The following is a 24,652-nucleotide window of genomic DNA, read 5'->3' on the forward strand; positions in this document are numbered from 1 at the left end:
CGATGCGCGCGGGAGATTGACGCGCTGCGGGGGACTTGCTCTGATACGTCCATGTCGCTGCAGCCGGCCGAAAGCCGCATCCCCATACCGTTCGCCGGAACGGTGTCAGGCGAGGGCCCGCTGACCTGGGGAGAGAAGGCGCTCCTGCAGGACCAGCGCGAGACCGGCTGGGCGCTCAACGCCAGCGGCGCCCAGAACCTTGCCCCGGGCACCACGGTGGAGTCCCTGGCGGCCCGGCTGGGCGCGCTGATCAGCCAGCAGCCGGCGCTGCGGGTGCGGCTCGTGACCGATCCGCAGGGCGTCATCCGCCAACGGGTGGCCGACTCCGGCGAGGCTGCCCTCGAGGTGCTCGACTTCGCCGACTCCGACGACCCGGTCGAGGTCGCCCAGTACACCGAGCGGCTCTGGCAGGAGTGGCTGATCGCGCCCATCGACCACTACCGGGACTGGCCGGTCCGGATGGGGGTCGTCCGGCACCGCGGCGTGGCGAGGTACCAGGTGCTGTCGTTCAACCACCTGGTCATCGACGCCACCTCGATGACGTACCTGATGCCCGAGCTGGGGGTGGGCGACCCGCCCGCCGGGGCGGGCAGCACCACACCGATGAACATCCTGGAGCTCGCCGAGTACGAGCACACCGAGGCGGCCCAGCGGGTCAGCCGGCGGGCGATGCGCTTCTGGGAGTCGCAGCTGCGCGACATCCCGCCCCGCACCTTCGGCGAGCCGGTGCATCCCGAGGGCCGGCTGGGCAGCCGTTACTGGCACGGCCGGTTCGCCTCGCCGGCCGCCTACCAGGCGGTGCTGGCGATCGCGCAGCGCTCCGGCGGGGACGTCTCCCGGGTGATGTTCGGGGTGCTGGCCACCGCCCTGGGGCGCGCCATGGGCCATGACCGGTTGCGGGCCAAGGTCATTCTCAGCAACCGGTACCGGCCCGGCTTCTCCGAGATCATCGCTCCGCTCGCCCAGAACGCCATCGTCTCGGTCGATCTCACCAATGCCACGGTGGACGAGGTGATGGCCCGGGGCCGGCAGGCGCTGCTGGCCAGCGGCATGCACGCCTACTACGACCCGGACCACCTCAACGAGCTGATCGCCCGGCTGGACGCCGAGCGGGGCTACCCCGCCGAGGTGACCCTGCGGATGAACGACCGGCGGCGGGCGACCCAGCGCTGGGCCGCGGAGGAGGCGCGCGCGACCCGGGTCACCCCGGCCGACATCGAGGCCCGGCTGGGCGAGACCTTCTTCTCCTGGGACGGCACGCTGGACAGCTGTCACGACCAGGCGTTCGTCACGATCGAGGACTACCGCAGCACCTTCCATCTGCAACTGATCTTCGACATGGCCTGCTTCACCGAGAAGCAGGTCGAGGACTTCGTCTACGGCGTGGAGCAGGTGGCCATCGAGGCGGCCTTCAACCCGGACGCGCCGGCCGGCTGCGGCTGAGCCGGCTGCCCGCCACCGGCGGGTTTGACGTTCTGCCAGTGCCTTGCTCTGATACGTCCATGTCCGTGCAGCCAGTCGAGAGCCGAGTCGCCCTGCCGTTCTCCTCGACGGTTGCGGGCGCGGCGCCGCTGACCTGGGGGCAGAAGGCGGTGCTGCAGGACATCCGGGAGACCGGGTTCTCCCTCAACGCCAGCGGCGCCCAGGCGGTGGCCGAAGGCGCCACCGTCGAGAGCCTGGCAGCGCGGCTGAACAGCCTGGTCAGCCGGCACCCGGCGCTGCGGGTCCGGCTGGACACCGACGCCCAAGGCAAGGACAGCCAGGTGGTGGTGGGCTCCGGCGAGATCGCCGTCGAGGTGATGGACTTCGGCGCCGACGACGACCCTGACGAAGTCGGCAAGTACATCGACCAGCTCTGGCTGGACTGGTTGATGACACCCTTCGACCACTACCGCGACCTGCCCATCCGGTTCGGGGTGGTTCGGTACGACGGCGAGGCGATCTACCAGGTGCCCTGCTACAACCACCTGGTCATCGACGGCACGGCGATCACCCTGCTGATGTCGGAGTTCACCACCGGCGAGCTGGTCGGCGGCGGCATGCACCTGCTGGACCTCGTCGAGCGGGAGCGGACGCCGCAGGCGCTCAAGGCCAACGACCGGTCCCTGCACTACTGGGAGTCGAACCTGCGCGACATCCCGCCCCGGACCTTCGGTGAGACGATCCATGTCGACGGCCGGCAGGGCAAGCGCTTCTGGCATTCCCGCTTCAGCTCGCCCGCCGCCCACCTGGCGGTGCTGTCCATCGCCCGCCGGACCGGGATGGACACCTCGCGGGTGCTCTTCGCCATCATGGCGACCGCGCTCGGGCGAGCCGTGGGCCACAGCACGCTGACCGCCAAGGTCATCTCCAGCAACCGGTTCCGGCCGGGGCTGGCCGAGGTCATCGCTCCGATCGCCCAGAACTCCCTCGTCACCGTCGACCTCGCCGGCGCCACCGTGGACGAGGTGGTGGCACGGGGCCGGCGGGCCCTGCTGGCCGGCGGCATGCACGCCTACTACGACCCGGAGCGGCTCACCGAGCTGATGGCCCGGCTGGACGCCGAGCGCGGTTACCAGGCGCAGGTGAGCTGCCGGATCAACGACCGGCGGATGACCACCCGGCGGATGGTCGACGAGCAGGCGCGCACCGCCGAGGTCACCATGGACCAGATCATCCAGAAGCTGCCCGAGACCTGGTTCTCCTGGGACGGCACCCTGGACCACCTGCACGAGCAGGCCTTCATCACCGTCGAGGACCACGGAGACACCGTCCACCTGCAGCTGATCTTCGACATGGGCTGCTTCACCGAGGAGCAGATCGAGAACTTCGCCCACGGTGTGGAGCAGGTGGCCATCGAGGCGGCCTTCGACCCGGATGCGCCGGCCGGGTGCGGATGAGCCCGCCAATCCCAGCATATTGACGGGTGACTGCGCCGTACCGCAGGCTTACCCCGATCCCACCTCAGAACCCCGTCACGACAAGCCTTAAGTAGGTACATAGACGATGACCGTCGCCTCCGAGCTGCGGCAGTACCCGTTCCAGCCCTTCACCGGCGACCTCGACGAAGAACTCCTGCAGATGGTCGAGACGGACTCGGTCACCCGGGTGATCCTGCCCGACGGCCGGCCGTGCTGGCTGGTGCTCGGCTATGAGGACTGCTGCACGGTGCTGGCCGATCCGCGCTTCTCCCGGCTGATCTCGGGTGAGACCGCGGCGCCTGGCGCCGACGCCCCGCGCTCGCTGGTGATGGACGGCGCGCCGCACGCCTGCGTGCGCCGGGTGGCCAGCCGGGCGTTCACCGCCCGGCGGATGGACTCCTACCGGCCGCGGGTGCAGCGGCTGGTGGACCAGCTGGTCGACGCGATGATCGCCGGCGGCAAGCCCGCGGACCTGGTCAGCGGGCTGGTGGCGCCGCTGCCGATGCTGGTCGTGTGCGACGTGCTCGGCATCCCGGCCTCGGACCACCACCGATTCTACGGCTGGCTGGAAGGCATCAACTCGGTGGTCTCCTACGGCCTGGCCCAGGCGGTGGACTCCCAGCAGGCGCTGCGGGACTACCTGGGCGAGCAGCTGGTGGCCAAGCGCGCGGCGCCGGCCGACGACCTGCTCTCGATCTGGCTCGGCGAGCAGCAGTCCAGCGCGCTGACCGATGAGGAGCTGGTCGAGCTGGCCGTGGGGGTGCTGGTCGGCGGCATCGAGATCAACTCCACCAGCACCGGGCTGCGCGCGCTGTTCCAGCATCCGGAGCAGTTGGACAAGCTGCGGGCCGAGCCCGAGAAGCTGGCGGCCTCGGCGACCGATGAGATCCTGCGCTACACCACGGTGAGCGCGATGTTCCGGGTGGTGGTGATGGCCGGTGACATCGAGCTCGGCGGCGAGACCATCCGGGCCGGCGACTCGGTGATGGCCCTGCCGTGGTTCGGCAACCGCGACGGGCGGATCTACCCCGACCCCAATGTCTTCGACATCGAGCGGGTGCCGGGCTCACCGCACCTGACCTTCGGCTTCGGCCCGCACTACTGCCTGGGCGCCGCCCTGGGCAAGATGCAGATCGAGCTGTCGCTGGCCACCCTGCTACGGCGGCTGCCGAACCTGGCGCCGGCGATCCCGCTGGACGAGCTGCCCTGGCGACACGACCGGATCAACTGCGGCATCGCCTCGTTCCCGGTCACCTGGTAGACCCTGGTAGAACCACGGAGTACAGCTTCCGGCTGAGAGCTCGTTCGGCCGACCCGAACACGATCGCCGTGAACTAGCACTCACAAGCGCGAGGCCTCGGGCCCTGTCGTCCGGCAGGAAGTCCCGAGGCCCACTTCCGAGTCCACCGCGATGGCTCGGCTACGTGATCCATCATCCACGTAGCAGGGTTACCTAGGGGAGCGCCCCAGGGGGCAGCTCAGTAGTTGTCGACCGCGTTGACCCGATCCGGCCAGTAACGCTGCCCGGCCGCGGCCTGGTAGTGCGGCCACCGCGGCTCGTCGCCGGTCGGGTGATCGCCCAGCACGGTGACCCGCTGGCCGATGCGGATGTCGCGGTAGTCGTTGACCGCGTAGTGCTGGGTGACCCGGTTGTCCCAGATCGCCATGTCACCGGGCTGCCAGCGGTAGCGGCAGGTGAACTGCGGGCCCTCGGAGAACCGGAACAGGTACTCCAGGATCGCGTCGCTCTCGTTGCGGGTCAGCTGCGGGATGTGCGAGGTGAACAGCCGGTTGACATAGAGCGAGCGGCGGCCGGTCTCCGGATGCACCCGCACCACCGGGTGCTCGGCCCGGCTGGTGAACTCGTTGCCGATCCGGATCACGTGGATCGCGGTCAGCCCGTCCAGGAAGTCGCGCAGCGGCGCGGACAGCTCCTCGTACACCAGGTACTGGTTGGTGAACATGGTGTCGCCGCCGGTCGCCGGAACCTGCAGCAGCTGCAGCAGGGAGAACTGCGGCGGGCTCTGGTGGAAGGTCATGTCGGTGTGCCAGACGTCGACCCGGCCGCCGTCCTCGGAGTCGATGATCACGATCTCGGGATAGCCCTCGAGCCGGGGCAGGTACGGGTGCAGCTCGACCTCGCCGAAGCGCCGGCCCAGCGCGATGTGTGCCTCGGGGGTCAGGTCCGTCTGCCCCTTGAGGAAGACCACCTGGTGGTCCAGCAGCAGCCGGCGGATGCGGTCGAAGCCCTCGTCGGTCAGCGTGTTGAGGTCGACGCCGAAGATCTCGGCGCCCAGCGCTCCGGTCACCAGCCGGACCTCAGGCTCGATCGATGTGGTCACGTTGCTTCCTTCCCGACGCGGCGCGGCAGTGGTGTCTGCGCCCAGCGCATCCTTTCAGGTCCGGCAGCCGGCCACCAGCGCCTTGACTGCCTCGCAGGCGCCTTGACAGAATCCGCCGGTGCCCGGCTACCGCCGTTGGGGCTTAGGCGAACCTGAAAGGCTTTAGTTTCCATGGCGGTTGACGACCCGAACAGTAAGAACGCGCACGTCCGCCTCGACCAGCTGGTGGATCTGGCGACGCCGTTCGCGGTGCGTACCGCGGTCACCCTGCGCATTCCGGACCAGATCGCGGCCGGCGTGCGCCAGCTCGACGAGCTGGCCAAGGTCTGCGAGGCCGATCCAGGCGCGCTCGCCCGGCTGCTGCGCTACCTGGTCCACAAGGGCGTCTTCGACGAGGTCTCGCCGGAGGTGTTCGCGCTGACCGACGTCGGCGAGCTGCTGTGTGACCGCAGCGGTGGCGGCCGGGGCGCGTACCTCGACATGGACAGCCTCGGCACCCGCACCGACCTGGCCCTGATCGGCCTGCCGCACGCCATCCGGACCGGCGAGCCGAGCTACGCCACCGTGCACGGCCGCGACTACTGGGCCGACCTGGACGCCCGGCCGGCGATGCGGGCCTACTTCGACGAGCTGATGCTGAGCCAGCAGCTGTTCACCGCGCCCGAGGTGGCCGCGCTCTACCCCTGGCACGAGGTCGGCTCCGTCACCGACGTGGGCGGCGGCTCGGGCGGGTTGCTGGCCGAGCTGCTGGCAGCCCATCCGCACCTGCGCGGCACCCTGATCGACCGGGCGGAGCCGGTGGCGACGGCGGCGGGCAGGTTCGCCGACCGGGGTGTGGCCGACCGGGCCGAGGGCGTGGTGGGCGACTTCTTCAGCCCGCTGCCGTCCGGCGCGGACGTCTACGTGGTGTCCCGCGCGCTGACCGACTGGAGCGACCGGCACGCTGCCGCGATCCTGCGCCGCTGCGCCGAGGCGGCCGGGAGCACCGGCCGGGTGCTGGTCGTCGAGGTGCTGCCGACCGAGCCGTGGGTGCCGCACCTGTCGCCCTATGACCTGACCATGCTGGTGTCGGTCGGCGGCCGGGAACGTGGCGTGGACGATTTCGTCGCGCTGGCCGCCGAAGCCGATCTGGCGCTGCGCAAGACCTATTCCGGGACGGGCGGGCTCACGCTGCTGGAGTTCGGAGCGGCCTGATCCGCTTGCGGTTGAGCTCTGCCCGCGGTTGAGCGCTGTCCGCGGCTGGGACGGTCGAGCTGCCCGGTTCGCCGACGGGTCAGCTGAGTTCGAACGCGGCCAGGCAGAGGCAGCCCAGCTCCGGGTCGTAGTCGGCGGCCACCAGCAGGCCGGTTCCGGCGTCCAGCTCGTCCAGCACCTGCCACCAGAGTCCGGTGGTGGGCTGGTCCGGGGGCCCGACCGCGTCGCCGGGATGGCCGGGCCACACGGCGGCCAGCGCCCGGCTCACCACCAGCCGCCCCTCAGGATGGCCGCCTGCCAGCTCGGCGAGGTCTGCCTTCGCCTGCCTGGCGACCACGGAGGCTGCCAGATTCGGGCGCTGGACGAGACCCGCCAGCCGCGCCGTCCGCTGCGCCGGGTCGTTCAGGCCGCCCTCGAACAGCAGGGCGACCCCGCGGTGCTGCGCCGGCAGCCCCGTGCCGTCGCCGTAGGGCAGCGCGGCCTGCTCCAGCACGATCACCAGCGACCGGCCGCCCCCGCCGGCAGCGGGATAGTCCCGGACGATGCGCAGGGCGCTGAAGGCCGCCGCCGAGCCCTGGTCGGAGATCGCGAAGGACATCGGAGCGCCCGGGCAGACGTGGCTCAGATAGGTCGCGGTGGCCCGGCCGGGCTGCAGGTCATGGACCGAGTACGCCAGCACCAGCAGGCCCACCGGCTGATCGGCGGGCACCAGCGCGCCGATCAGCGCCTCGGCCATCTCGCCGTAGGACTGCCCCTGCTCCGGCGATACCGGCACCGGCAAAGCCTCCTCGCCCTCGGCCGGATAGGCCCGGACCAGGTCGGAGAGGTAGGCGCCGACCGCGGCGCGGTTGCCGGCATCGGCGAGGAAACCGGCCGGCCCGGCGAACGTCCGGCGCTCGGCCCGGACCAGCCGCGGGCCCAGCGGGCCAACCGCCGGCGCGCCGGGAACGGACACCCGGGTCTAGGCCGGGCGGTGGTGGCCGGCGACGAACGTCGCCAGGTCTCCGACGGTGTGGATCTGGTCCTGGTCCATCAGCTCGACGTCGATCTGGATGTCGAGCTGTTCCTCCAGCCGCAGCAGCAGCTCCAGCCCGAGCAGCGAGCTGACCATGAGCTCGTCCATCAGGCGCATGCCCTCGGTCACCGGCTCGTCGCGTTCGAGCAGCACGGCCAGCGTGTCGGTGGTGGCCTGGACCACCCGCTGCCGGACCTCAGGGTCCACGCCGGTCTCGGGTAATGCCATGTTGCCTCTCCTAGGTACTCGGTGCCCGAACTGTAGTCAGTGTTCGAACACCATGGCGGCGAAAGTGGCGCCATGGCCGGCGCCCACCGACGCGACCAGATAACGATCACCGGTCTGCAGCATCCCTCGCTGGCAGGCGGTCTGGTAGTTGAGGAATGCGTCCGCGCAGAATACGTGCCCGTTGCCGGCGATGTTGTCCAACAGCACTTTGTCCACTGGAAAACCCAGCAACCGGCACATCCGCTGCCAGGTGACCAGGTTGACGTTGTGCGGCAGGATCAGCCGCAGGTCGGCCAGCGTCAGGCCCGCCTCGGCCAACGCCTGGTGGATCACCTCCGCCAGCAGCGGCCGGTACTGCCGCTGGAACTCCTCGGCCGACACCCCGCCCGCCGTGTCGAACTCGCCGCGCTGCGAGCAGGCGTAGGCCAGCAGCCGGTCCCGGGCGCCGGTGGCGCTGACCAGACAGGCCGAGGATCCCTCGCTGAACAGCGACATCCCGGGCAGCAGCTGGGCATCGCGGGTGAACGCCTTCTCCCCGGTGAGCACCAGCGCGAGTGGTTCGGCGGCATCGGGGTCGGCAGTACCGGCCGCAGCGTCGGCGGCCAGCAGCCGGCCCGCCAGGTCGATCGCGAGCAACGAGCTGGCGCAGGACTGCTGGGTGACCGCGAAGGCCAGCGCGTGCTCCAGGCCGAGCAGGCGGCAGACCTCGGCCAGCGGGTTGAGCGGATGGGGCGCCACCGTCGGGAACGCCCGGGCCCAGAGCACGTAGCGGACCCGATGTTCCTGCCCGCGCAACGGCTCCAGCGCGGCGGCCGCGCCCAGCAGCAGATCGGTCAGCGAGATCGAGGGGTCCACGCAGACCGCGCCCAGGCCGTGGAACCGCCGGAACAGCTTGACCTCCATCTCGGTCAGCCCGAGCGTCTCGGCGACGTCTTCGACGGTGAGCCGGGCGGCCGGCTGGTAGGCCGCGACGGCGTCCAGGGCGGTCACCGTGGCAGGATACCGGCGTGGCTCGCTTCCTCATCGTGCCGCTTCCGCTCACCGGTCACCTCAATGCCGCGCTGGCGCTCGGCCAGGCGCTGGCCGCGAGCGGTCATCACGTCGCCTGGTGCGGGGCCGAGACCGATCTGCGGCCGCTGGTGGGCCCGAATGCCGAGATCTACCCGACGGGCAAACGCTATTACCGCCAGGACACCGGCCGCGGGCTGGAGGCCGCCCGGACGCTCTGGACCGGCTACCTGATCCCGTTGAACCGGTTCATCCTCGACCCGGCCGACGCCGCGGTGGCCGAGTACCGGCCCGATGTCGTCGTGGTGGACCAGTACGCGGTGGCCGCCGGGCTGGCAGCGCACCGGCGCGGGGTGCGGTGGGCCAGCCTGTGCACCGGCGCGATGGAGCTGACCCCGCCCAGCTGGGAACTGCCCGGCCACCAGGAATGGGTCGCCGAGCAGCTGGCCCGGATCTGGGCGAAGGCCGGCCTGCCGGTGGACCCGGCGATCGACCTGCGGTTCTCGCCGTACCTGGTGCTCGCCCTGACCAGCTCGGCGCTGGTCGGGACGGCACCGTTGCCGCCGCAGTGCAGGCTGGTCGGCCCGGTGCTGGGGAAGCGCCCGAACGATCCCGCCTTTGCCTGGCAGGACTGGGATTCCGGCCGCCGGCACGTGCTGATCACGGTGGGCACCCTGGCCGAACACCTGGCCCGCGACTTCTACGCGCGGATGCTCGCAGCGCTCGCTCCGCTGGCCGCCCAGGTGCAGCCGGTGCTCGTCGCGCCCGCCGGGGCGGTGCCCGATCCGCCCGACTGGTTGCTGACCGCCACCCGGGTGCCGATGCTGGAACTGCTTCCCGAGCTCGATGCGGTGGTCTGCCACGGCGGGATGGGCACCGTCACCGAGGCGCTGGCTCAGGGCGTGCCGCTGGTGGTGGCGCCGATCCGCCACGATCAGCCGGCGGTGGCGGCGCAGGTGGCCGGGGCCGGCGCCGGCATCGCCGTCTCGTTCTCCTCGGCGAGCGCCGCCGACCTCACCAGCGCGGTGACCGCGGTGCTCACCGAGCCGGCATACCGGGCCGCCGCGCGCCGGGTCGCCGAGTCCTTCACCGCGGCCGGTGGCGGCGCCGCCGCGGTGGCCGAGCTCGCGGCGTTGGCGGCCGGCGGCTGACCCAAGCGCGCTACGCTGCCGTTGATGGACGAGCCCACCCTGCTGTCCGGCACGCCGGCGATCGCACCGGGCTGCGTCGCGCTCACCTTCGACGACGGTCCCGGGCCCGCGTCCGCCGGGCTCGCGCGGCTGCTGCGCGACGAGGGCGTGCCCGCGACCTTCTTCGTGCTGGGCGAGAGCATCGAGCGCTACGGCCCGGTGCTGCGCGCCTATGCCGAGTGCGGGCACACCATCGGGCTGCACGGCGAGGACCACCGGCCGTTCAGCTCCGTCCAGCTGGCTCAGGACCAGCTGGACAGCTGCCGGCGCCGCGTCGAGCACCACCTGGGGCAGGGCTATCTGGGCGCCAATATCTGGTACCGGCCGCCCTACGGGATGGCCGACATACCGGTGCCCGGCTATGCCGGCCCGGTCGGCTGGCACGCCCACGGCCGGGACTGGAACATCACCTACCGCCGGAACACCGGCGATCCCGAGCAGCCGCCCCCGACGATCGCCGACTGTGTCGATGCCATCGTCGGGGCCCTGCAGCGGTCCGGTGGTGGGATCGTCCTGCTGCACGACTTCGCCCCGTACAGCGAATTCTCCGCCGACGGCCTCACCGAGGCTGATCTGGATCTGCGGGCCGTCGACATCACCGCGCTGCTGCTGCAGCGGTTACGGGCCGCCGGGTTCTCGCTGGTGGGCCTGCCCGACCCGGTGCCGGTGGCTGACTGACGGTCCTGTCATGGCCGGGCGACGGGTGGGTAGTTCGCGCCCTGCCGGCCAGCGCCGCGGTGTTAGTGTGTCGGGCGTGATCGCGCCGTCCGCCGAGGATTTCCAGTGGGCGCGGCAGAAACGCGCCACGGTGCGGGCGGCCGGCGGTGTCCTGGACCTGGTGCTGCCGCTGCGGGTCGGCGGCACCGGCTTGCCGCTGTTCTGCGCCCACCCGATCGTCGGCCTGAGCTGGTGCTACCGCGCGCTGCTGCCGCACGTCGGCGAACAGCACCCGGTCTATGGCCTGCAGCCGCGGGGCCTCCGCCGGCCCGAGCCGCTGCCGGCCAGCATGGGCGAGATGGCCCGTGATTACGCCGACCAGATCCGGATGACCCAGCCCGACGGGCCCTATCACCTGCTCGGCTGGTCGCTGGGGGGCAATATCGCCTTCGCCGTCGCCGAGGAACTGGAGCGGCGCGGCGCCGAGGTCGGCCTGCTGGCGATCCTGGACGCGTCCCCGACCATCCCGGACTCGCTGACCTCCCACGACCGCAACGCGTGGCTGCTGTACAACTTCGTGCTCGACGAGTTCGGCTACGACCCGGCGCTGGTCGCCGACGAGCCCGACCCCGAGGAGAAGCTGCTCGAACTCGTCCGGCGCCGGCCGGGCCTGGGCCTCGACGAGTGGGACGAGTGGCGCACCCGCGCGCTGCTGCGGGTGATCCGCAACAACGTCGCAGTGGCGCGGGGCTACCGGATGGACCAGGTCGACTGCCCGGTGCTGTTCTTCTCCGCGACCCGGATGGCACGTCCGTTGGAGCAGAAGCTGGCGGACTGGCAGCCCTTCATCAAGCGACCGATCGAGGTGGTCGAGGTGGACTGCCTGCACCGGTACCTGCTGTTGCCGCAGCCGCTCTCGGTGATCGGGCCTGCGGTGACCGAGCGGCTGGCCCGCTCCGCCGTGCCGGCTGGCTAGCGCACACCCTCGCCGCGCTCGACCGGATGTGCGCTTGCGGCTGGTTTGTCACTTCGCTCCGCTCCTCGCTGCGATGCCCACCCCGCTGGTTTCGTTCTGGCAACTGCCCTTGTCCGGTGACTGCACTGGGGTAACCTCGCCTGGTGCCCGACCCGGTCGTCGGCCCGTCGAAGCACGAGGAGGCTCGATGATCGAGGCCACTGGCCTGCGCAAGACGTACCAGCGCGGACACGGCCGCAAGGCGACCACCGTCGAGGCGGTGCGCGGCGTCGACTTCGCCGTCGAGCGCGGCGAGATCTTCGGCTTCCTCGGCCCCAACGGCGCGGGCAAGTCGACCACCCTGCGGATGCTGTCCACGCTGCTGCGTCCCGACGGCGGCGAGGCCCGCATCGCCGGCGCCGACCTGCTGCGGGACCCGGCCAAGGTGCGCAACAACATCGGCTACGTCGGCCAGGCCAGCGGCACCTACGAGCAGTCCAACGCCCGGCGCGAACTGGTGCTCCAGGCGCGGATGCACGGCCTGCCGAAGTCCACCGCGCTGACCCTGTGCGAGGCGGCCGTCAAGGCCTTCCAGCTCGGCGACTTCGCCGACCGCGAGATCAAGACCTACTCCGGCGGCCAGCGGCGGCGGCTCGACATCGCGCTCGGCGTCATCCACTCGCCCAAGGTGATGTTCCTGGACGAGCCGACCGCCGGGCTCGACCCACCGAGCCGCGCCCGGATGTGGCAGGAGGTGCGCCGGCTGCGCGACGAGGGCATGACGATCTTCCTGACCACGCACTACCTGGACGAGGCCGACGCGCTGTGCGACCGCATCTCGATCATCGACGGCGGCCTGATCGTGGCCGAGGGAACCCCGACGGCGCTCAAGCGGGAGATCTCCGGCGATGTGGTCGTGCTCGACATGGCCGCTGCCGACACGGCCGGGGTGGTGGACCCGAACCTCGTGATGGAGGCGGAGAAACTGCTGGGTGAGGAGCCCTACGTCAGCAGCACCGAGGTGATCGACGGGACGATCCGGATGTACGTCGACAGCAGCGCGACCGCGATCCCGCACCTGATGCGCACCTTGCTGGACAACGGCATCGACCCCGGCTCCGTCGAGGCGCGCCGGCCCAGCCTGGACGATGTGTTCCTGGCCAAGACCGGCCGCTCGCTCGAGGAATGACCGGGCTTGCGCCGGGGATCACCCAGCACCGCGCGGAATCGACTGATGAGAGAGCTGAAAGAGGGCGGCAGTGAAACTTCTCCGTGACACCTGGCTGATCTACCAGCAGGAGTCCAGCCTGCTGCTGCGCAGCAAGACCATGATCCTGTTCAGCCTGGCGCAGCCGATCAGTTACCTGGTGCTGTTCGCCCCGTTCCTCAAGACCACCCTGGCAGGTCAGGGAGCCGACAGCTACGCCGCCGCGTACCGGATCTACGTGCCCGGCCTGCTGGTGGCGATGGGCCTGTTCGGTGGCCTGTTCGCCGGCTACGGCCTGCTCCAGGCGATCCGCGCCGGCATCATCGAGCGGTGCCGGGTCACCCCGATCAGCCGGATCGGGCTGCTGCTCGGCCGGGCGCTGATGCACGTGACGCTGATCCTCTCCCAGGGCGTCATCATCACCCTCGCGGCGATTCCGTTGGGCCTGCGGGTGCAGCCGCTGGCCTTGCTGGCCGCCTACGGAATGCTGGCGATGATGGCCCTGATGGCCACCTCGATCTCCTACGACCTCGCGCTGATGGTGCGGGATCAGAACACCCTCGGCATGATGGTGCAGACCACGAGCCAGCCGATCTCGCTGCTGGCAGGTGTGCTGATCCCGCTCTCGCTGGCCCCGCTGTGGATCCAGATCGTCGCCCTGGGCAATCCCTTCGCCTGGGCCACCGACGGCATCCGGGCGCTGTTCACCGGGCACCCCGGCGACGACGTGGTCTGGCAGGGCGCGCTGATCATCACCGCGCTGGCCGCGATCAGCGTGGTGCTGTCCTCGAAGCTGTTCAACCGCAAGATCGCCTGAGCCGGTGGATCCGACGAACCTCCGGGCGATCCTGACCCAGGACGAGCAGGTCGGGGCGGGCAACGTGCTGCTCCGGCTGGCCGAGCACGGGGCCGATCCGGACCTGCCCCGGGTGAGCTTCGACCGCGACGTCGACGGCATCGCAGCGTGGACGCCGCTGTCGCTGGCCATGCTCACCGAGCGGGCCGCCGCCCGGGCGCACTGGTTCAGCCGGCGCGGGATCGGCCGGCGGGATCCGGTCGCGGTCTACGTGACCTCGGCGGCCGACGTGTTCCTGAACTACTTCGCCCTGACCTGGCTGGGCGCGATCCCGGCGCTGCTCAACGGCAGCATGCCGATCGAGGTCGCGGCCGAATTCATCCGCCGGCTCCGGGGCGTCGGGGTGGTCACCGACGCCGACCACGCGGCGCTGCGCGAGCACGACCTGGGCGTGCCCATCCTCGGCGATGCCAGCGAGACCGGCACCGGCGACCCGCGGCTGGCGCCGCCGCACTACCGGCACCACGCGCAGGACCCGATCGCGATCACGCACTCCTCCGGCACCACCCGCACCCCGGCCGCGATCGTGCACTCCCACCACGGGCTGTTCGCCGCGGTGCGGGCGGTCCGGCTCACCGAGGCGCGCCCGTACGGCGAGGTGCGGGAGCTGTCGGCGCTGCCGGCCGCGCACACCGCCGGCATCATCACCATGAACCAGGCGCTGTGCAACAGCTACCAGCTGCTGTGCCTGAGCGCGCAGGGCGGGCAGTTCCAGCGCAGCGGCGAGGCGGTCCTCGACGCCATCGAGCGCTGGCGCCCGACCGGGGTGTTCGGCTTCGCCGTGACCTGGTCGGAGCTGGCCCGCTACGACCTGGGCGCCCGGGACCTCAGCTCGGTGCGCAACTGGTCCTCCACCGGCGACTGCGCGCACGAGTCGCACATCCGCCGGCTGGTGGCCGCCGGCAGCCACCAGATCTTCCGCCGCGGCGAGGGCGTGGTCACCGTCCCCGGCTCGAAGTTCATCGACACCCTCGGCTCGACCGAGATGGGCCACGCCGCGTTCTACATGACCCACCGGCTGGGCAGCGACCGCTACGACCGGTGCGTCGGCAAGCCCTATCCGTTCGCCGAGGTGGCACTGCTGGACGTCGAGACCGGCGCCGAGGTCCCGGACGGCCAGGTCGGCCACCTCGGCCTCAAGTCCCCGACCCTGGCGCTGGGGTACTGGAACGACTCGGTCAACACCTTCCGCACCAGGCTGAACGGCTACTACCTGACCGGTGACCTGCTCTACCGCGACGCCGAGGGCTACTACTACCACGTCGACCGCGCCAGCGACGCGCTCGAGCTGACCGACGGCGACTGGCTCTACACCGCGCTGTCGGAGGAGCGCATCCTCAAGCACTGCGCCGACGTCCGCGACTGCAGCGTGATCGCCGCGCGCGAGGACGACGGCAGCGTCGTCACCCAGGTGCTGCTGGTGCTCGCCGAGCATGCCGATCCGGCGCTGGAGCGCGAGCCCCAGGTCCGCGCCGCGCTCGGCGAGCCGGTGGCCCGGACGCTGCAGCGGGTGATGACGATCCCCGACGACGGGGTGGTGATGGGACCGACCGGCAAGGTCCGCAAGTTCCTGATGCGCCAGCAGTTGCTGGCCGGCACCGGCGCGGGCTGATGACCCGGCCTCGGCCCCGGCTTCGGCCTTGCGCCCACACGCCGGCCGTGACATTCTCGCTCGGCGCGCCGGACCGCTCGGCGTCGACACCTCCTGTAATTCGCGGCGCAGCCGCTCTATGCCGTGCCGGAGTGGACTGATGGCTGATACGGACAGCGCCCGGGTGTATGCGGTCGTGATCAATTCTGAGGAGCAGTACTCGATCTGGCCTGCGCACCGCGAAGTCCCGGACGGCTGGACCCGCGACGGCTTCACCGGCAGCGAGGACGACTGCCTGGCCCACATCGACGAGCACTGGACCGATATGCGCCCGTTGTCGCTGCGTAACTGGATTCGTGACCACGAGCGCACCGGCACGAGCTGACTTGTTCGCGACGGTATTAGCGGTATGACTGCGGCGGGTTCGAATGCGGCCGTCACGATGCAGTCACCAGAGTGGTACCCGGCGCTGCCTGCCCAGCACGGGATGCTGCTGAGCACCCTGCGCCAGCCCGGCGACGGCGTGGACGTCCTGCAGATCACCCTGGACTGGGCCGAGCCGCTGCGGGCCGAGCCCTTCGAAGCCGCCTGGCGGGAGGTGGTCCGGCGCAACCCCGTGCTGCGCACCGGCTTCGCGCTGCACGACGAGCACGGGCTTATCCAGGTCGTCGACCCGGCCGGCCCGGTCGACATCCGCTGGCCCCAGCTGCCGGCCGCACCGGTCACCGGCGCAGATCCGGAGTTCGAGGCCTTCCTGCGCGCGGACCGGCGCGAGCCCTTCGACCCGGCCCGGCCGCCGCTGATCCGGTTGAGCATCCTGTGCCGGCCGGTGGCCGGCCAGGTTGTCGCGCACCGCGCCGTGATCACCTTTCATCACGCGCTGCTCGACGGGCGATCGATGCGACTGCTGGTCGAGGAGCTGTCCCGGGCCTACGCCGCGGGGTTGGCCGGGCAGGCCGCGGCGCCGCCGCCGCGCCCGCCGTTCTCGGAGTTCGTCAGGTGGTGGCAGATGGCTGACCAGCCCGGCGCGGAGCAGTTCTGGACCTCCTACCTTGCCGACGCCGTGCTGCCGCGCGCGCTGCCCGGCTACCTCGGCGTCCGCCCGAATGCCCCGGCCGAGCCGAGAAAGCTGGAGACGGTGCTCTCGCGCGCCGAGTCCGACCGCATCGCCGAGACCGGCCGGCAGCTCGGCCTGAGCTCCAGCTGCATGCTCACCGCGGCGTGGGCGTTGCTGCGCGCCCGGTACGGCGGTGTCGAGGACATCGTGCTGGCGGTGACCCGGTCCTGCCGGCACGCCAGCATCCCGGATGCCGACCAGGTGATGGGGCTGATGATCAACACGGTGCCGCTGCGGGTGCGCATCGACCCCCGGTGGTCGGTGGCCGAGCTGCTGGCCGCGGTGGACTCCGACATCACCGCGATCCGGGAGCACCAGCGCACCCCGATGGCCTCGATCCTGAGCTGGGCCGGGCTGGCGGTGGACACCGCGCTGGTCGACAACCTGATGATGTTCGACCGGTGCCGGCTGCAGACCGGGCTGGACACCGGGCCGGCCGGGCCGGTGGCTGCCCGGGTGGACCGGCTGCCGTCCTATCCGCTGACCATCTGCGGCTACTCCGAGCCCGAGCTGCACCTCGGGATGGTCTGGGACGGCGAGCGCTTCGCCGACGGCTCCGCCGAGCGGATGCTGGCCCAGCTGCGGTCCACCCTGATCGAGTTCGCCACCGCGCCGTCGCGGCCGCTGGCCGACCTGGCGCTGGCCGCCGGCGCCGTGGCCGATGCCGAGGCCGAGCAGCTGGCGCGGTGGAACCACACCGACGCCGACTACCCCCGCGCTGCCACGGTGCCCGGGTTGTTCGCCGCCCAGGTTGCCAGCCGGCCGGACGCGCCGGCGCTGGAGGCGCCGGAGGGCTCCTGGACCTATGCCGAGCTGGACCGGCGCAGCACCGAGCTCGCCTGGGGGCTGCGGGACCGCGGGGTGAGCCTGGACACCCCGGTCGCGGTGGCGCTGCCGCGGAGCGCCGACCTGATCGCCACCCTGCTGGGCGTGCTCAAGGCCGGCGGCGCCTACCTGCCGATCGATCCGAGCAGCCCGTCGGCCCGGGTGGCCACCATGCTGGCCGGCGCCCGGCTGGTGGTGGTCGCCGGCCAGGCCCCGCTGCCGGAGGTCGAGGGTGTGGAGGTCGTCCAGCTGGCCGAGCTGGCGTCCGGGAAGGGTGACCCGCTGCCCGCGGACCTCGCGCATCCGGAGAGCCTGGCCTATCTGAGCTTCACCTCCGGATCGACCGGCGTGCCCAAGGGCGTCGCGGTGCCGCACCGGGCCGTGGTCCGGCTGGTCAGCGGGCCCACGTTCGCCACCCTCGGCCCTGGCCAGCGGGTGCTGCAGCTGGCACCGGTGGCCTTCGACGCGTCCACCCTGGAGATCTGGGGCGCGCTGCTGACCGGCGCCACGCTCGTGGTCGCGCCACCCCCGCCGCTCGGCCTGCCCGAGATCGCCTCGCTGCTGCGGACGTCCGACGTGAGCGTCGCCTGGCTCACGGCCGGGCTGTTCCACCAGCTGGTCGAGCTCGACGCCGGCGCGCTGGCCGGCATCGGCCAGCTGCTGGCCGGCGGCGACGTCCTCAATCCCGACGCGGTCCGCCTCGCGCTCGGCGTGCGGAACGGCAAGCCACTGGTCAACGGCTATGGCCCGACGGAGAACACCACCTTCACCACCTGCCACGTGATGACCGACCCGGCGCAGGTGGGCGCGACGGTGCCGATCGGCCGGCCGATCCAGCACACAGCAGTGCAGATCCTGGACGAGAACCTGCGCCCGACGCCGATCGGGGTGGTCGGCGAGCTGTACACCGGCGGCGACGGCCTGGCTCGTGGCTACCGGGGGAACGCCGCGGCGACCGCACGTGCCTTCGTACCTGACCCGGACGGGCACGGCGCCCGGCTGTACCGCACCGGCGACCTCGCGCGCTGGCGTGCCGACGGGGTGCTGGAGTTCCTCGGGCGGGTCGATGACCAGGTCAAGGTGCGCGGCTTCCGGGTGGAGCCCGGCGAGGTCGAGGCGGTGCTGCGCTCCTTCCCCGGGGTCCGCGAGGCGGTCGTGGTCACCCGGGGCGACGGCGCCGGGCGGCACCTGGCCGGGTACGTGACCCCGGCCGACGGCGTGGACCCCAGCACCCTGCGACCGGCGCTGCTGCGGGACTTCCTGGCCTACCGGCTGCCGGAGTACCTGGTGCCGGCCGGCTTCGCGGTGCTCGAACGCTTTCCGCTGAATGCCAACGGCAAGGTCGACCGGGCGGCGCTGCCCGCGCCGGAACGGGAGTCGGGCAGGCCGGCGAGCCCGGCCCGGAGCGAGACCGAGCGTCGGCTGGCCGAGGTCTGGCAGCTGCTGCTGGAGGTCCAGGACATCGGCCGCGACGACAACTTCTTCGCCCTCGGCGGCAATTCGCTGTCCGCGGCCCGGCTGATGTTCCGGATCAGGGAGGTGTTCGGCGCGGAGCTGCCGATGGGCTCCTTCTACGCAGCGCCGTCGCTGTCGGCGTGCGCCACCGCCATCGATGCCGCCGTCCGGGAGGTGGCCGTCGGCGGCGACGCTCCGGACCGGCCTGCCGGGGACGCCGTGGCCGCCGTCCGGCCGGCGGCTGCGCCGGGCGCCATCGGCCGGCGGTCCCGGGCCGAATTCCGGGTGCGGGACGAGGCAGCTGCCGGCCCGGTGGATGCCTCGAACGGGGCGGGCACTGCGACCACGACCACTGCGACCACGGCGACTGCGACCACGGCCCCCGCGCCACCGGCCGCTGCCCCCGCGACCAGCGGAATCGCCCGCCGGGACCGGAGCGCGTTCCGGCGTGAGGCGCCGCCGTCCGACGCCGGCCGCCCCGCCGGGCTGGCGCCGCATCTGGTGCCGATGACCGAGGACTGGGCGCTGTGGCGCAACCTGTGCCTGCGTGCGGCGGGCTTTCCGCTCGACCTGCTGAGCGCGCTGGGTGACCCGGCGCTCGCCGACGCGGCCGACGCCGCCATAGCAGCCAGGACCGGGGCCCAGACCGACGCCGCCGAGCTGGAGCGGGCGGAGGCGGCCTACACCGCCGAGTTCTCCGCGGCCGTCCGGCGGCTCGGGATCGCGCTGCACGAGGCGGCCAGCCTGCCCGCGCTGCGCGAGGCGGTGGCCTGGCAGAACCGGCACGCCCTGTCGACCGGCATCGACGCGCTGGTCCGGCGCGGTCCGGAGCCCGCCATCCGCAATACCAAGCACCGGCAGCACGAGGCGCTGGTGGCCAGCTACCTGCAGCGCTACTGCGCCAAGAACGACACCATCGGGTTCTTCGGGCCGGTGGGCCTGTCCGAGTTCGACGACGGCGCCGGGATCAGGATCGAGCACGATCCCTCGGCCGGCCTGGTGCGCGAGCGGATCACCTACCTGGAGGGCTGGTCCGTCCGCGCCATCATGGCCGAGCACGCCGAGGCGCTGCGGCCCTGGCTGGTGCCGCGCCGGATGCCCTTCCTGGCGGTCGAGGGCAGCCTGCTGCGGCTGCCGCTGGCGCCGCCGGTGCCGCTGTCCCCGGCCGAGGCGGCGGTGCTGCACGCCTGCGACGGGATCCGTACCGCGAACGAGGTCGCGGACGTGGTGCTCGCCGACCCCGCGGCCGGGCTCGACGAGGTCGCCGACGTGTTCACGGTGCTGGCCCGGCTGGCCGAGAGCCACCGGGTGGTCTGGCAGGTCGACGTGGCGCCGCAGGACATCCGGCCCGAGCGCTCGATGCGCGCGGTGCTGGCCCGGGTGACCGACCCGAGCGTCCGGGCCCCGGCCGAGGCCGCGCTGGATGCGCTGACCGCCAGCCGGGACGCCCTCGCCGCGGCCGCCGGCGACCCGGAACGGGTGGTGACCGCGATGGCCGAGTTGGAGACCACCTTCACCCGGTTCGCCAAGGTCGCGCCGACCCGCCGGGCCGGCGCCCTGTACGCCGGGCGGACCCTGGTCTACGAGGAGTGCCTGCGCGCCGACACCGTCCGGTTCGGCGCGGACGTCCTCGACGGGGCGCGGGACGCGCTGGGGCTGGTGCTCGACAGCGCCCGGTGGTTCACCGCGGTCTGTGGCGCCCTGTACGCCCGTAGGTTCTCCGAGATCTTCCACGAGCGGTCGGCCGCCCTGGGTACCGCCTCCGTGGGGTTCGCCGACTTCTGGCTGCTGGCCAACGACGCGCTGTTCGAGCAGCCGTTGCAGCTGATCGAGCCGGCGGTGCGCGGGTTGCAACAGCGCTGGGCGACGATCCTGCAGTTACCGGTTGACGAGTCTGCGGGCCAGCGCCGGGTCCAGCGGCACTCGGCGGACCTGCGCGCGGCGGTGGCGGCTGCGTTCCCGCCCCAGCCCCGGGTCTGGCCGATGGCCGTCCACCACAGTCCCGACCTGATGATCGCCGGCCCGGACGCGGCCGCGGGCGGCCGGTTCAGCTGGGTGCTCGGCGAGATCCACCCGAGCATCGTCACCACCCGCTATGCCACCTGGCTGGAGTTCCACTCCGACCCCGACGCCATCCGGGCGGCGATGCGCCACGACCTGGGCGGCAGGGCGGTGTTCATCGCCGAGACCGCCGAGGAGGGCGGGGTCAGCTCCCGGCTGTCCAACATCCTGGCCTCCGAGGGCGATCTGCGGCTGGTCTTCGCGCACGACTCGTGCGGCTACGACCCGCGTGCCATCCTGACCCTCGGCGACTGCGAGGTGATCGACTCGCCGTCCGGGCTGCGGGTCCGCCGCCGGGACGGCTCGATCGAGCTGGGCCTGCTGGAGGTGGTCGGCGACCTGCTCACCGCGGTGCTGGTGCAGACGTTCCATCCGGTGCCCCGCGGCGCGCACTCGCCCCGGATCGCCATCGACGACCTGGTGATCGGCCGCGAGAGCTGGACTTTCCCGGCGACCGAGCCGCCGTTCGCCGACACCGCCAATGAACAGGTGCGCTACGCCCAGGCCCGCGCCTGGGCAACCGGTCATGGCCTGCCCCGGCACGTGTTCCTGCGGACCACCGGCGAGCGCAAGCCGGTCTATGCCGACCTCACCAGCCTGGCCTCGATCGACCTGATCTCGCGCGCGCTGCGCCGGTCCCGCCGCGACGCCGGCCCCGAGGCCACCCTTACGGTCGTGGAGATGCTGCCCACCCCGGACCAGGCCTGGCTGGCCGACGCGCAGGGCCGGCGCTACAGCGCGGAGCTGCGCGTGGTGGTCGCCGACCAGAAGTCGCCGACCCAGAAGTCGCCGACCCAGAAGCAGAGAGGCTGAGCATGGCGGTCTACGAGTTCCCGGCGTCCTTCGGGCAGCGCCGGATGTGGCTGCTGGCCCAGCTGGACCCGGACGAGCCCACCTACAACATCGCCTGGGCGCTGTGGCTGGACGGCCCGCTGGACCTCGACGCGCTGCAGGGCGCGTGGCAGGCCACCGTGGCGCGGCACGAGGTGCTGCGCACTGCCTTCCGCGACGAGGCGGGCATGCCGGTGCAGGTGATCTCCGACGATCCGGCGCTCGAGCCGCTCGAGGTCAGCTCCGTCGAGCAGCTGCCGTCCGGAGAGCGGGAGCAGGCCGCCCGGGCGCTGATCGGCGAGCTGGCCCGGACCCCGATCCGGCCGGGAGTCGGCCCGCTGCTGCGGGTACGGCTGGTGCGGCTGTCGGCGGACCGGCACGTGCTGGCGGTGGTGATGCACCACATCGTCGCCGACGGCTGGTCGTTCCGGATCCTGTTCGAGGAGCTGTCGGCCGACTACCAGTCGATCCGCGACGGCGGCGGGCCGGCCGTGGAGGAGCCCGAGATCCAGTACGCCGACTACGCGCTCTGGCAGCTCGAGCACTTCGAGGGCGGCGAGTACGCCGCGGCGGAGCGGTTCTGGCGGGCGGAGCTGGCCGGCGCCCCGGGCAGCCTGCCGTTGCCCACCGACCGGCCCTACCCGGCGGCCCAGACCTTCGTGGCCGGCGGCGTGGACACCGTGCTCGACGAGTCCCTGGCCGCCGAGCTGCGCCAGGTCGCCGCCCGCAGCCAGACCACCGTGTTCGCCGTCCTGCTGGCCGGCTACGCCACCGTGCTGGCCCGGCTCACCGGCGAGAACGACCTGCTGGTGGCAGTGCCGATGGCCGCCCGCACCCGGCCGGAGACCGAGTCGGTGATCGGGCTGTTCATGAACACCGTGCCGATCCGGATCTCGGTGGATCCCGCCGCGAGCCTCGGTGAGCTGGCGCGGTCGGTGCACGCGGCGACCGCCCGGGCGCTGGCACACCAGGACCTGCCCTTCGCCCGGATCGTGGAGCTGCTGCGGCCCGAACGCGACCCGGCGCGGCTGCCGCTGGCGCAGGTGATGTTCGCGATGGAGGAGTCCTGGGCGGTCCCGGACCGCGGCGGCCTGCGCTGGCAGCCGGAGCTGGTGGAGAACGGCACCGCGAAGTTCGAGATCGAGCTGACCGTGACCGGCGCCTCCGACGGGTCGCGGGTGCGGCTGAACTACAACCGCGACCTGTTCGACGCCGACACCGGCCGGCTGGTGGCCGACGGCTTCGGACGCGTGCTGCGCGCCTTCGCCGACAACCCCGACCAGCCCGTCGCCGACACCGAGATCATGTCGCCGCAGGCCTATCAGCTGGTCACCCGGATCTGGCCGGACGGCGGCCCGGTGGCCGATCCGGATGCGACCGCGGTCGCCCGGCTGTGGCAGGCGAGCGCCGGCGAATCGGTGCTGGCCCGGGGCAGCGACGGCACGCTGACCGGCGACCAGCTCCGGGACCGGGCGCTGCGGATCGCCGCCGCCCTGGGCGAGCACGGCATCGGCGCCTCCGACCGGGTGGCCATCCTGCTGCGCCGAGGCGTCCGGCTGCTGCCGGCGATCCTGGGCGTCTGGTCGGTCGGCGCCTGCTACGTGCCGCTGGATCCGATCTATCCCGACCAGCGGCTGGCCGCCATGCTCGCCGACGCCGGCGTCCGGGCGATCGTGGTGGACAGCGGCGCCGACGACGCGCCGGTTCCGCCGCCGGGTTCGGAAGGGATCCCCGTCGTCGACCTGACTGGGCTGGGAGCCCCGCTGGACCTGACAAGCGCGCCCGAGTCGACGCCGGCCGCCGGCGCGTACACGATGTTCACCTCCGGATCGACCGGCCGTCCCAAGGCGGTCACCGTCACCCAGGGCGGGATGGCCGCGGTGCTCGACGCCCTGCGGCCGATGCTGGCGCTCGGGCCGGCCGACCGGTTCGTCGCGGTCTCGACGTTCGCCTTCGACATCGCCCAGGTCGAGCTGCTGGCGCCGGTGCTGGCCGGCGGCTGCGTGGTGATCGCCGACGCCGAGCACACCCTGGACGCGGCGCTGCTGCGCAGCCTGCTGGTCGAGTCCGGCGCCACCGCGATGCAGTCCACGCCGGCCGGCTGGCGGATGCTGGTCGACTCCGGTGGCGTCCCGGCCGGGGTGCGGCTGCGGATGACGGCGGGCGAGCCGCTGTCGCGGGACCTGGCCGACGCGATCGGCGGCGACGCTGCCGGAAACGACGGCAGCACGCACCTGTGGAACCTGTACGGCCCGACCGAGACCACCATCTATTCCGGCGGCGCGGCCGTCGAGCCGTCGCCGGCCCCGATCGAGATCGGCTCGGTCATCGGCGGCACCCGGCTGTACGTGCTGGACGAGCGGCTGCGGCCGGTCCCGCCCGGGGTGCTGGGCGAGGTCTACATCGGCGGTGCCGGAGTCGGCGAGGGCTACTTCGGCCTGCCGGGGATGACCGCCGGCCGGTTCCTGCCGGATGAGTTCAGCGGCCGTCCCGGCGCCCGGCTGTACCGCACCGGCGACGTCGGACGGTGGCGGCCCTCGGGCCGGATCGAGCTCGCCGGCCGGGCCGACCGGCAGCTGAAGATCCGCGGCTACCGGGTGGAGAGCGGCGAGATCGAGGCGGTGCTGCGGGCCCAGCCCGACATCGCCGAAGCGGTGGTGTCGGTCCGCGGCGTCGGCCACGACGTCCGGCTGGTCGGCTACCTGGTGACCCGCGCCGGCTCGGCCGAGCCGCCCGGGGACCTGCGCGAGCGGCTGCGGACGGTGCTGCCGGAGTACATGGTGCCGGCGGCGTTCGTGGTGCTGGACCGGCTGCCCCTGACCGGCAGCGGCAAGATCGACCATCGCGCGCTGCCCGAACCCGAATGGGCCACCGCTGCCGCCGAGGTGACGGTCGCGCCCCGGACGCCGTTGGAGTCCGAGCTCGCCGCGCTCTTCGCCGAGCTGCTCGGGCTGCCGGCCCCGGTCGGCGTGCTGGACAACTTCTTCTCCCTCGGCGGGCACTCGCTGACCGCGACCCGGCTGATGACCCAGGTCCGGATCGACTACGGCGTCGAGCTGCCGGTCCGGGTGCTGTTCACCGATCCGACGGTGGCGGGCCTGGCGGCGGCGGTCGAGGCGGCCCGGACCCAGCCGAGCGGGCGGCGGCCGGTGGTCGAGCTCACCGACGCCGAGACCGAGGACCTGCTGCGGACGCTGATCCCGGACGAGCGGAGGTAGGA

17 protein-coding genes are annotated in these 24,652 nt (G+C 72.3%); 13 read left to right on the forward strand and 4 right to left on the reverse strand.

The window, feature by feature from the left end; translation table 11 throughout:
• The first annotated feature begins 51 nt into the window (after window positions 1–51).
• The 3 genes from VF612_RS06725 (at window position 52) to VF612_RS06735 (ending at window position 4,161) form a co-directional block, all read left to right on the forward strand.
• On the forward strand, window positions 52–1,443 hold the full coding sequence (locus tag VF612_RS06725) for a condensation domain-containing protein (RefSeq protein WP_408659080.1): 1,392 nt from the start codon (window positions 52–54) through the stop codon (window positions 1,441–1,443).
• Window positions 1,444–1,502: 59 nt separating this feature from the next.
• The gene (locus VF612_RS06730) at window positions 1,503–2,879 is read left to right on the forward strand and encodes a condensation domain-containing protein (RefSeq protein WP_408659081.1); all 1,377 of its coding nucleotides are present in this window, start codon (window positions 1,503–1,505) and stop codon (window positions 2,877–2,879) included.
• 106 nt (window positions 2,880–2,985) lie between these two features.
• Entirely contained in the window at window positions 2,986–4,161 is a 1,176-nt protein-coding gene (locus VF612_RS06735) for a cytochrome P450 (RefSeq protein WP_408659082.1), read from the forward strand.
• Between the two features lie 217 nt (window positions 4,162–4,378).
• Here the strand turns inward: VF612_RS06735 and VF612_RS06740 are convergent, their stop codons facing one another.
• On the reverse strand, window positions 4,379–5,242 hold the full coding sequence (locus VF612_RS06740) for a TauD/TfdA dioxygenase family protein (protein ID WP_408659083.1): 864 nt from the start codon (window positions 5,240–5,242) through the stop codon (window positions 4,379–4,381).
• A 171-nt stretch (window positions 5,243–5,413) separates the two neighbouring features.
• On the opposite strand from VF612_RS06740, the gene VF612_RS06745 reads away from it, so the two are divergent.
• Window positions 5,414–6,436, forward strand: a complete 1,023-nt coding sequence (locus tag VF612_RS06745; protein ID WP_408659084.1) for a methyltransferase — start codon at window positions 5,414–5,416, stop codon at window positions 6,434–6,436.
• A gap of 79 nt (window positions 6,437–6,515) precedes the next feature.
• Here VF612_RS06745 and VF612_RS06750 read toward each other — a convergent pair whose 3' ends face one another.
• From VF612_RS06750 to VF612_RS06760, 3 genes are read right to left on the reverse strand one after another with little or no spacing between them, the layout of a single operon-like run.
• Window positions 6,516–7,391 carry a 2-hydroxy-acid oxidase gene (locus tag VF612_RS06750; RefSeq protein ID WP_408659085.1) on the reverse strand — a complete coding sequence of 292 codons (876 nt, stop codon included), beginning with the start codon at window positions 7,389–7,391 and terminating at the stop codon, window positions 6,516–6,518.
• A 6-nt stretch (window positions 7,392–7,397) separates the two neighbouring features.
• Window positions 7,398–7,679 carry a phosphopantetheine-binding protein gene (locus VF612_RS06755; RefSeq protein ID WP_408659086.1) on the reverse strand — a complete coding sequence of 94 codons (282 nt, stop codon included), beginning with the start codon at window positions 7,677–7,679 and terminating at the stop codon, window positions 7,398–7,400.
• A gap of 36 nt (window positions 7,680–7,715) precedes the next feature.
• Window positions 7,716–8,669 (reverse strand): 3-oxoacyl-[acyl-carrier-protein] synthase III C-terminal domain-containing protein, encoded by a 954-nt coding sequence (locus VF612_RS06760; protein WP_408659087.1) that lies wholly within the window; start codon window positions 8,667–8,669, stop codon window positions 7,716–7,718.
• A 17-nt stretch (window positions 8,670–8,686) separates the two neighbouring features.
• Here VF612_RS06760 and VF612_RS06765 point away from each other — a divergent pair, with 17 nt between their 5' ends.
• The 9 genes from VF612_RS06765 (at window position 8,687) to VF612_RS06805 (ending at window position 24,650) form a co-directional block, all read left to right on the forward strand.
• Window positions 8,687–9,838, forward strand: a complete 1,152-nt coding sequence (locus VF612_RS06765; RefSeq protein ID WP_408659088.1) for a glycosyltransferase — start codon at window positions 8,687–8,689, stop codon at window positions 9,836–9,838.
• Window positions 9,839–9,862: 24 nt separating this feature from the next.
• Window positions 9,863–10,555 (forward strand): polysaccharide deacetylase family protein, encoded by a 693-nt coding sequence (locus VF612_RS06770; protein ID WP_408659089.1) that lies wholly within the window; start codon window positions 9,863–9,865, stop codon window positions 10,553–10,555.
• A gap of 76 nt (window positions 10,556–10,631) precedes the next feature.
• Window positions 10,632–11,510, forward strand: a complete 879-nt coding sequence (locus VF612_RS06775) for an alpha/beta fold hydrolase (protein WP_408659090.1) — start codon at window positions 10,632–10,634, stop codon at window positions 11,508–11,510.
• Window positions 11,511–11,697: 187 nt separating this feature from the next.
• Window positions 11,698–12,678: an ATP-binding cassette domain-containing protein gene (locus tag VF612_RS06780; protein ID WP_408659091.1), complete on the forward strand. Its 981-nt coding sequence runs from the start codon at window positions 11,698–11,700 to the stop codon at window positions 12,676–12,678.
• Window positions 12,679–12,748: 70 nt separating this feature from the next.
• Window positions 12,749–13,513, forward strand: coding sequence for an ABC transporter permease (locus VF612_RS06785; protein ID WP_408659092.1), 765 nt, complete (start codon window positions 12,749–12,751; stop codon window positions 13,511–13,513).
• Between the two features lie 4 nt (window positions 13,514–13,517).
• The gene (locus VF612_RS06790) at window positions 13,518–15,164 is read left to right on the forward strand and encodes a class I adenylate-forming enzyme family protein (RefSeq protein WP_408659093.1); all 1,647 of its coding nucleotides are present in this window, start codon (window positions 13,518–13,520) and stop codon (window positions 15,162–15,164) included.
• Window positions 15,165–15,303: 139 nt separating this feature from the next.
• A complete protein-coding gene (locus VF612_RS06795; RefSeq protein WP_408659094.1) occupies window positions 15,304–15,528 on the forward strand; it encodes an MbtH family protein in 225 nt (74 codons plus the stop codon).
• Window positions 15,529–15,585: 57 nt separating this feature from the next.
• Window positions 15,586–21,414: an amino acid adenylation domain-containing protein gene (locus VF612_RS06800; RefSeq protein ID WP_408659095.1), complete on the forward strand. Its 5,829-nt coding sequence runs from the start codon at window positions 15,586–15,588 to the stop codon at window positions 21,412–21,414.
• Window positions 21,415–21,416: 2 nt separating this feature from the next.
• Window positions 21,417–24,650: a non-ribosomal peptide synthetase gene (locus VF612_RS06805; RefSeq protein ID WP_408659096.1), complete on the forward strand. Its 3,234-nt coding sequence runs from the start codon at window positions 21,417–21,419 to the stop codon at window positions 24,648–24,650.
• Window positions 24,651–24,652 lie beyond the last annotated feature (2 nt).

Origin of the sequence: Jatrophihabitans sp. (assembly GCF_036388195.1) — a bacterium.
Classification (GTDB): domain Bacteria; phylum Actinomycetota; class Actinomycetes; order Mycobacteriales; family Jatrophihabitantaceae; genus Jatrophihabitans_A.

Coding starts and splice junctions, on each gene's coding strand:
- VF612_RS06745 (WP_408659084.1), top strand. CDS start 5,414: ATGGCGGTTGACGACCCGAACAGTAAGAACGCGCACGTCCGCCTCGAC.
- VF612_RS06730 (WP_408659081.1), top strand. CDS start 1,503: ATGTCCGTGCAGCCAGTCGAGAGCCGAGTCGCCCTGCCGTTCTCCTCG.
- VF612_RS06725 (WP_408659080.1), top strand. CDS start 52: ATGTCGCTGCAGCCGGCCGAAAGCCGCATCCCCATACCGTTCGCCGGA.
- VF612_RS06795 (WP_408659094.1), top strand. CDS start 15,304: ATGGCTGATACGGACAGCGCCCGGGTGTATGCGGTCGTGATCAATTCT.
- VF612_RS06735 (WP_408659082.1), top strand. CDS start 2,986: ATGACCGTCGCCTCCGAGCTGCGGCAGTACCCGTTCCAGCCCTTCACC.
- VF612_RS06770 (WP_408659089.1), top strand. CDS start 9,863: ATGGACGAGCCCACCCTGCTGTCCGGCACGCCGGCGATCGCACCGGGC.
- VF612_RS06800 (WP_408659095.1), top strand. CDS start 15,586: ATGCAGTCACCAGAGTGGTACCCGGCGCTGCCTGCCCAGCACGGGATG.
- VF612_RS06805 (WP_408659096.1), top strand. CDS start 21,417: ATGGCGGTCTACGAGTTCCCGGCGTCCTTCGGGCAGCGCCGGATGTGG.
- VF612_RS06780 (WP_408659091.1), top strand. CDS start 11,698: ATGATCGAGGCCACTGGCCTGCGCAAGACGTACCAGCGCGGACACGGC.
- VF612_RS06755 (WP_408659086.1), bottom strand. CDS start 7,679: ATGGCATTACCCGAGACCGGCGTGGACCCTGAGGTCCGGCAGCGGGTG.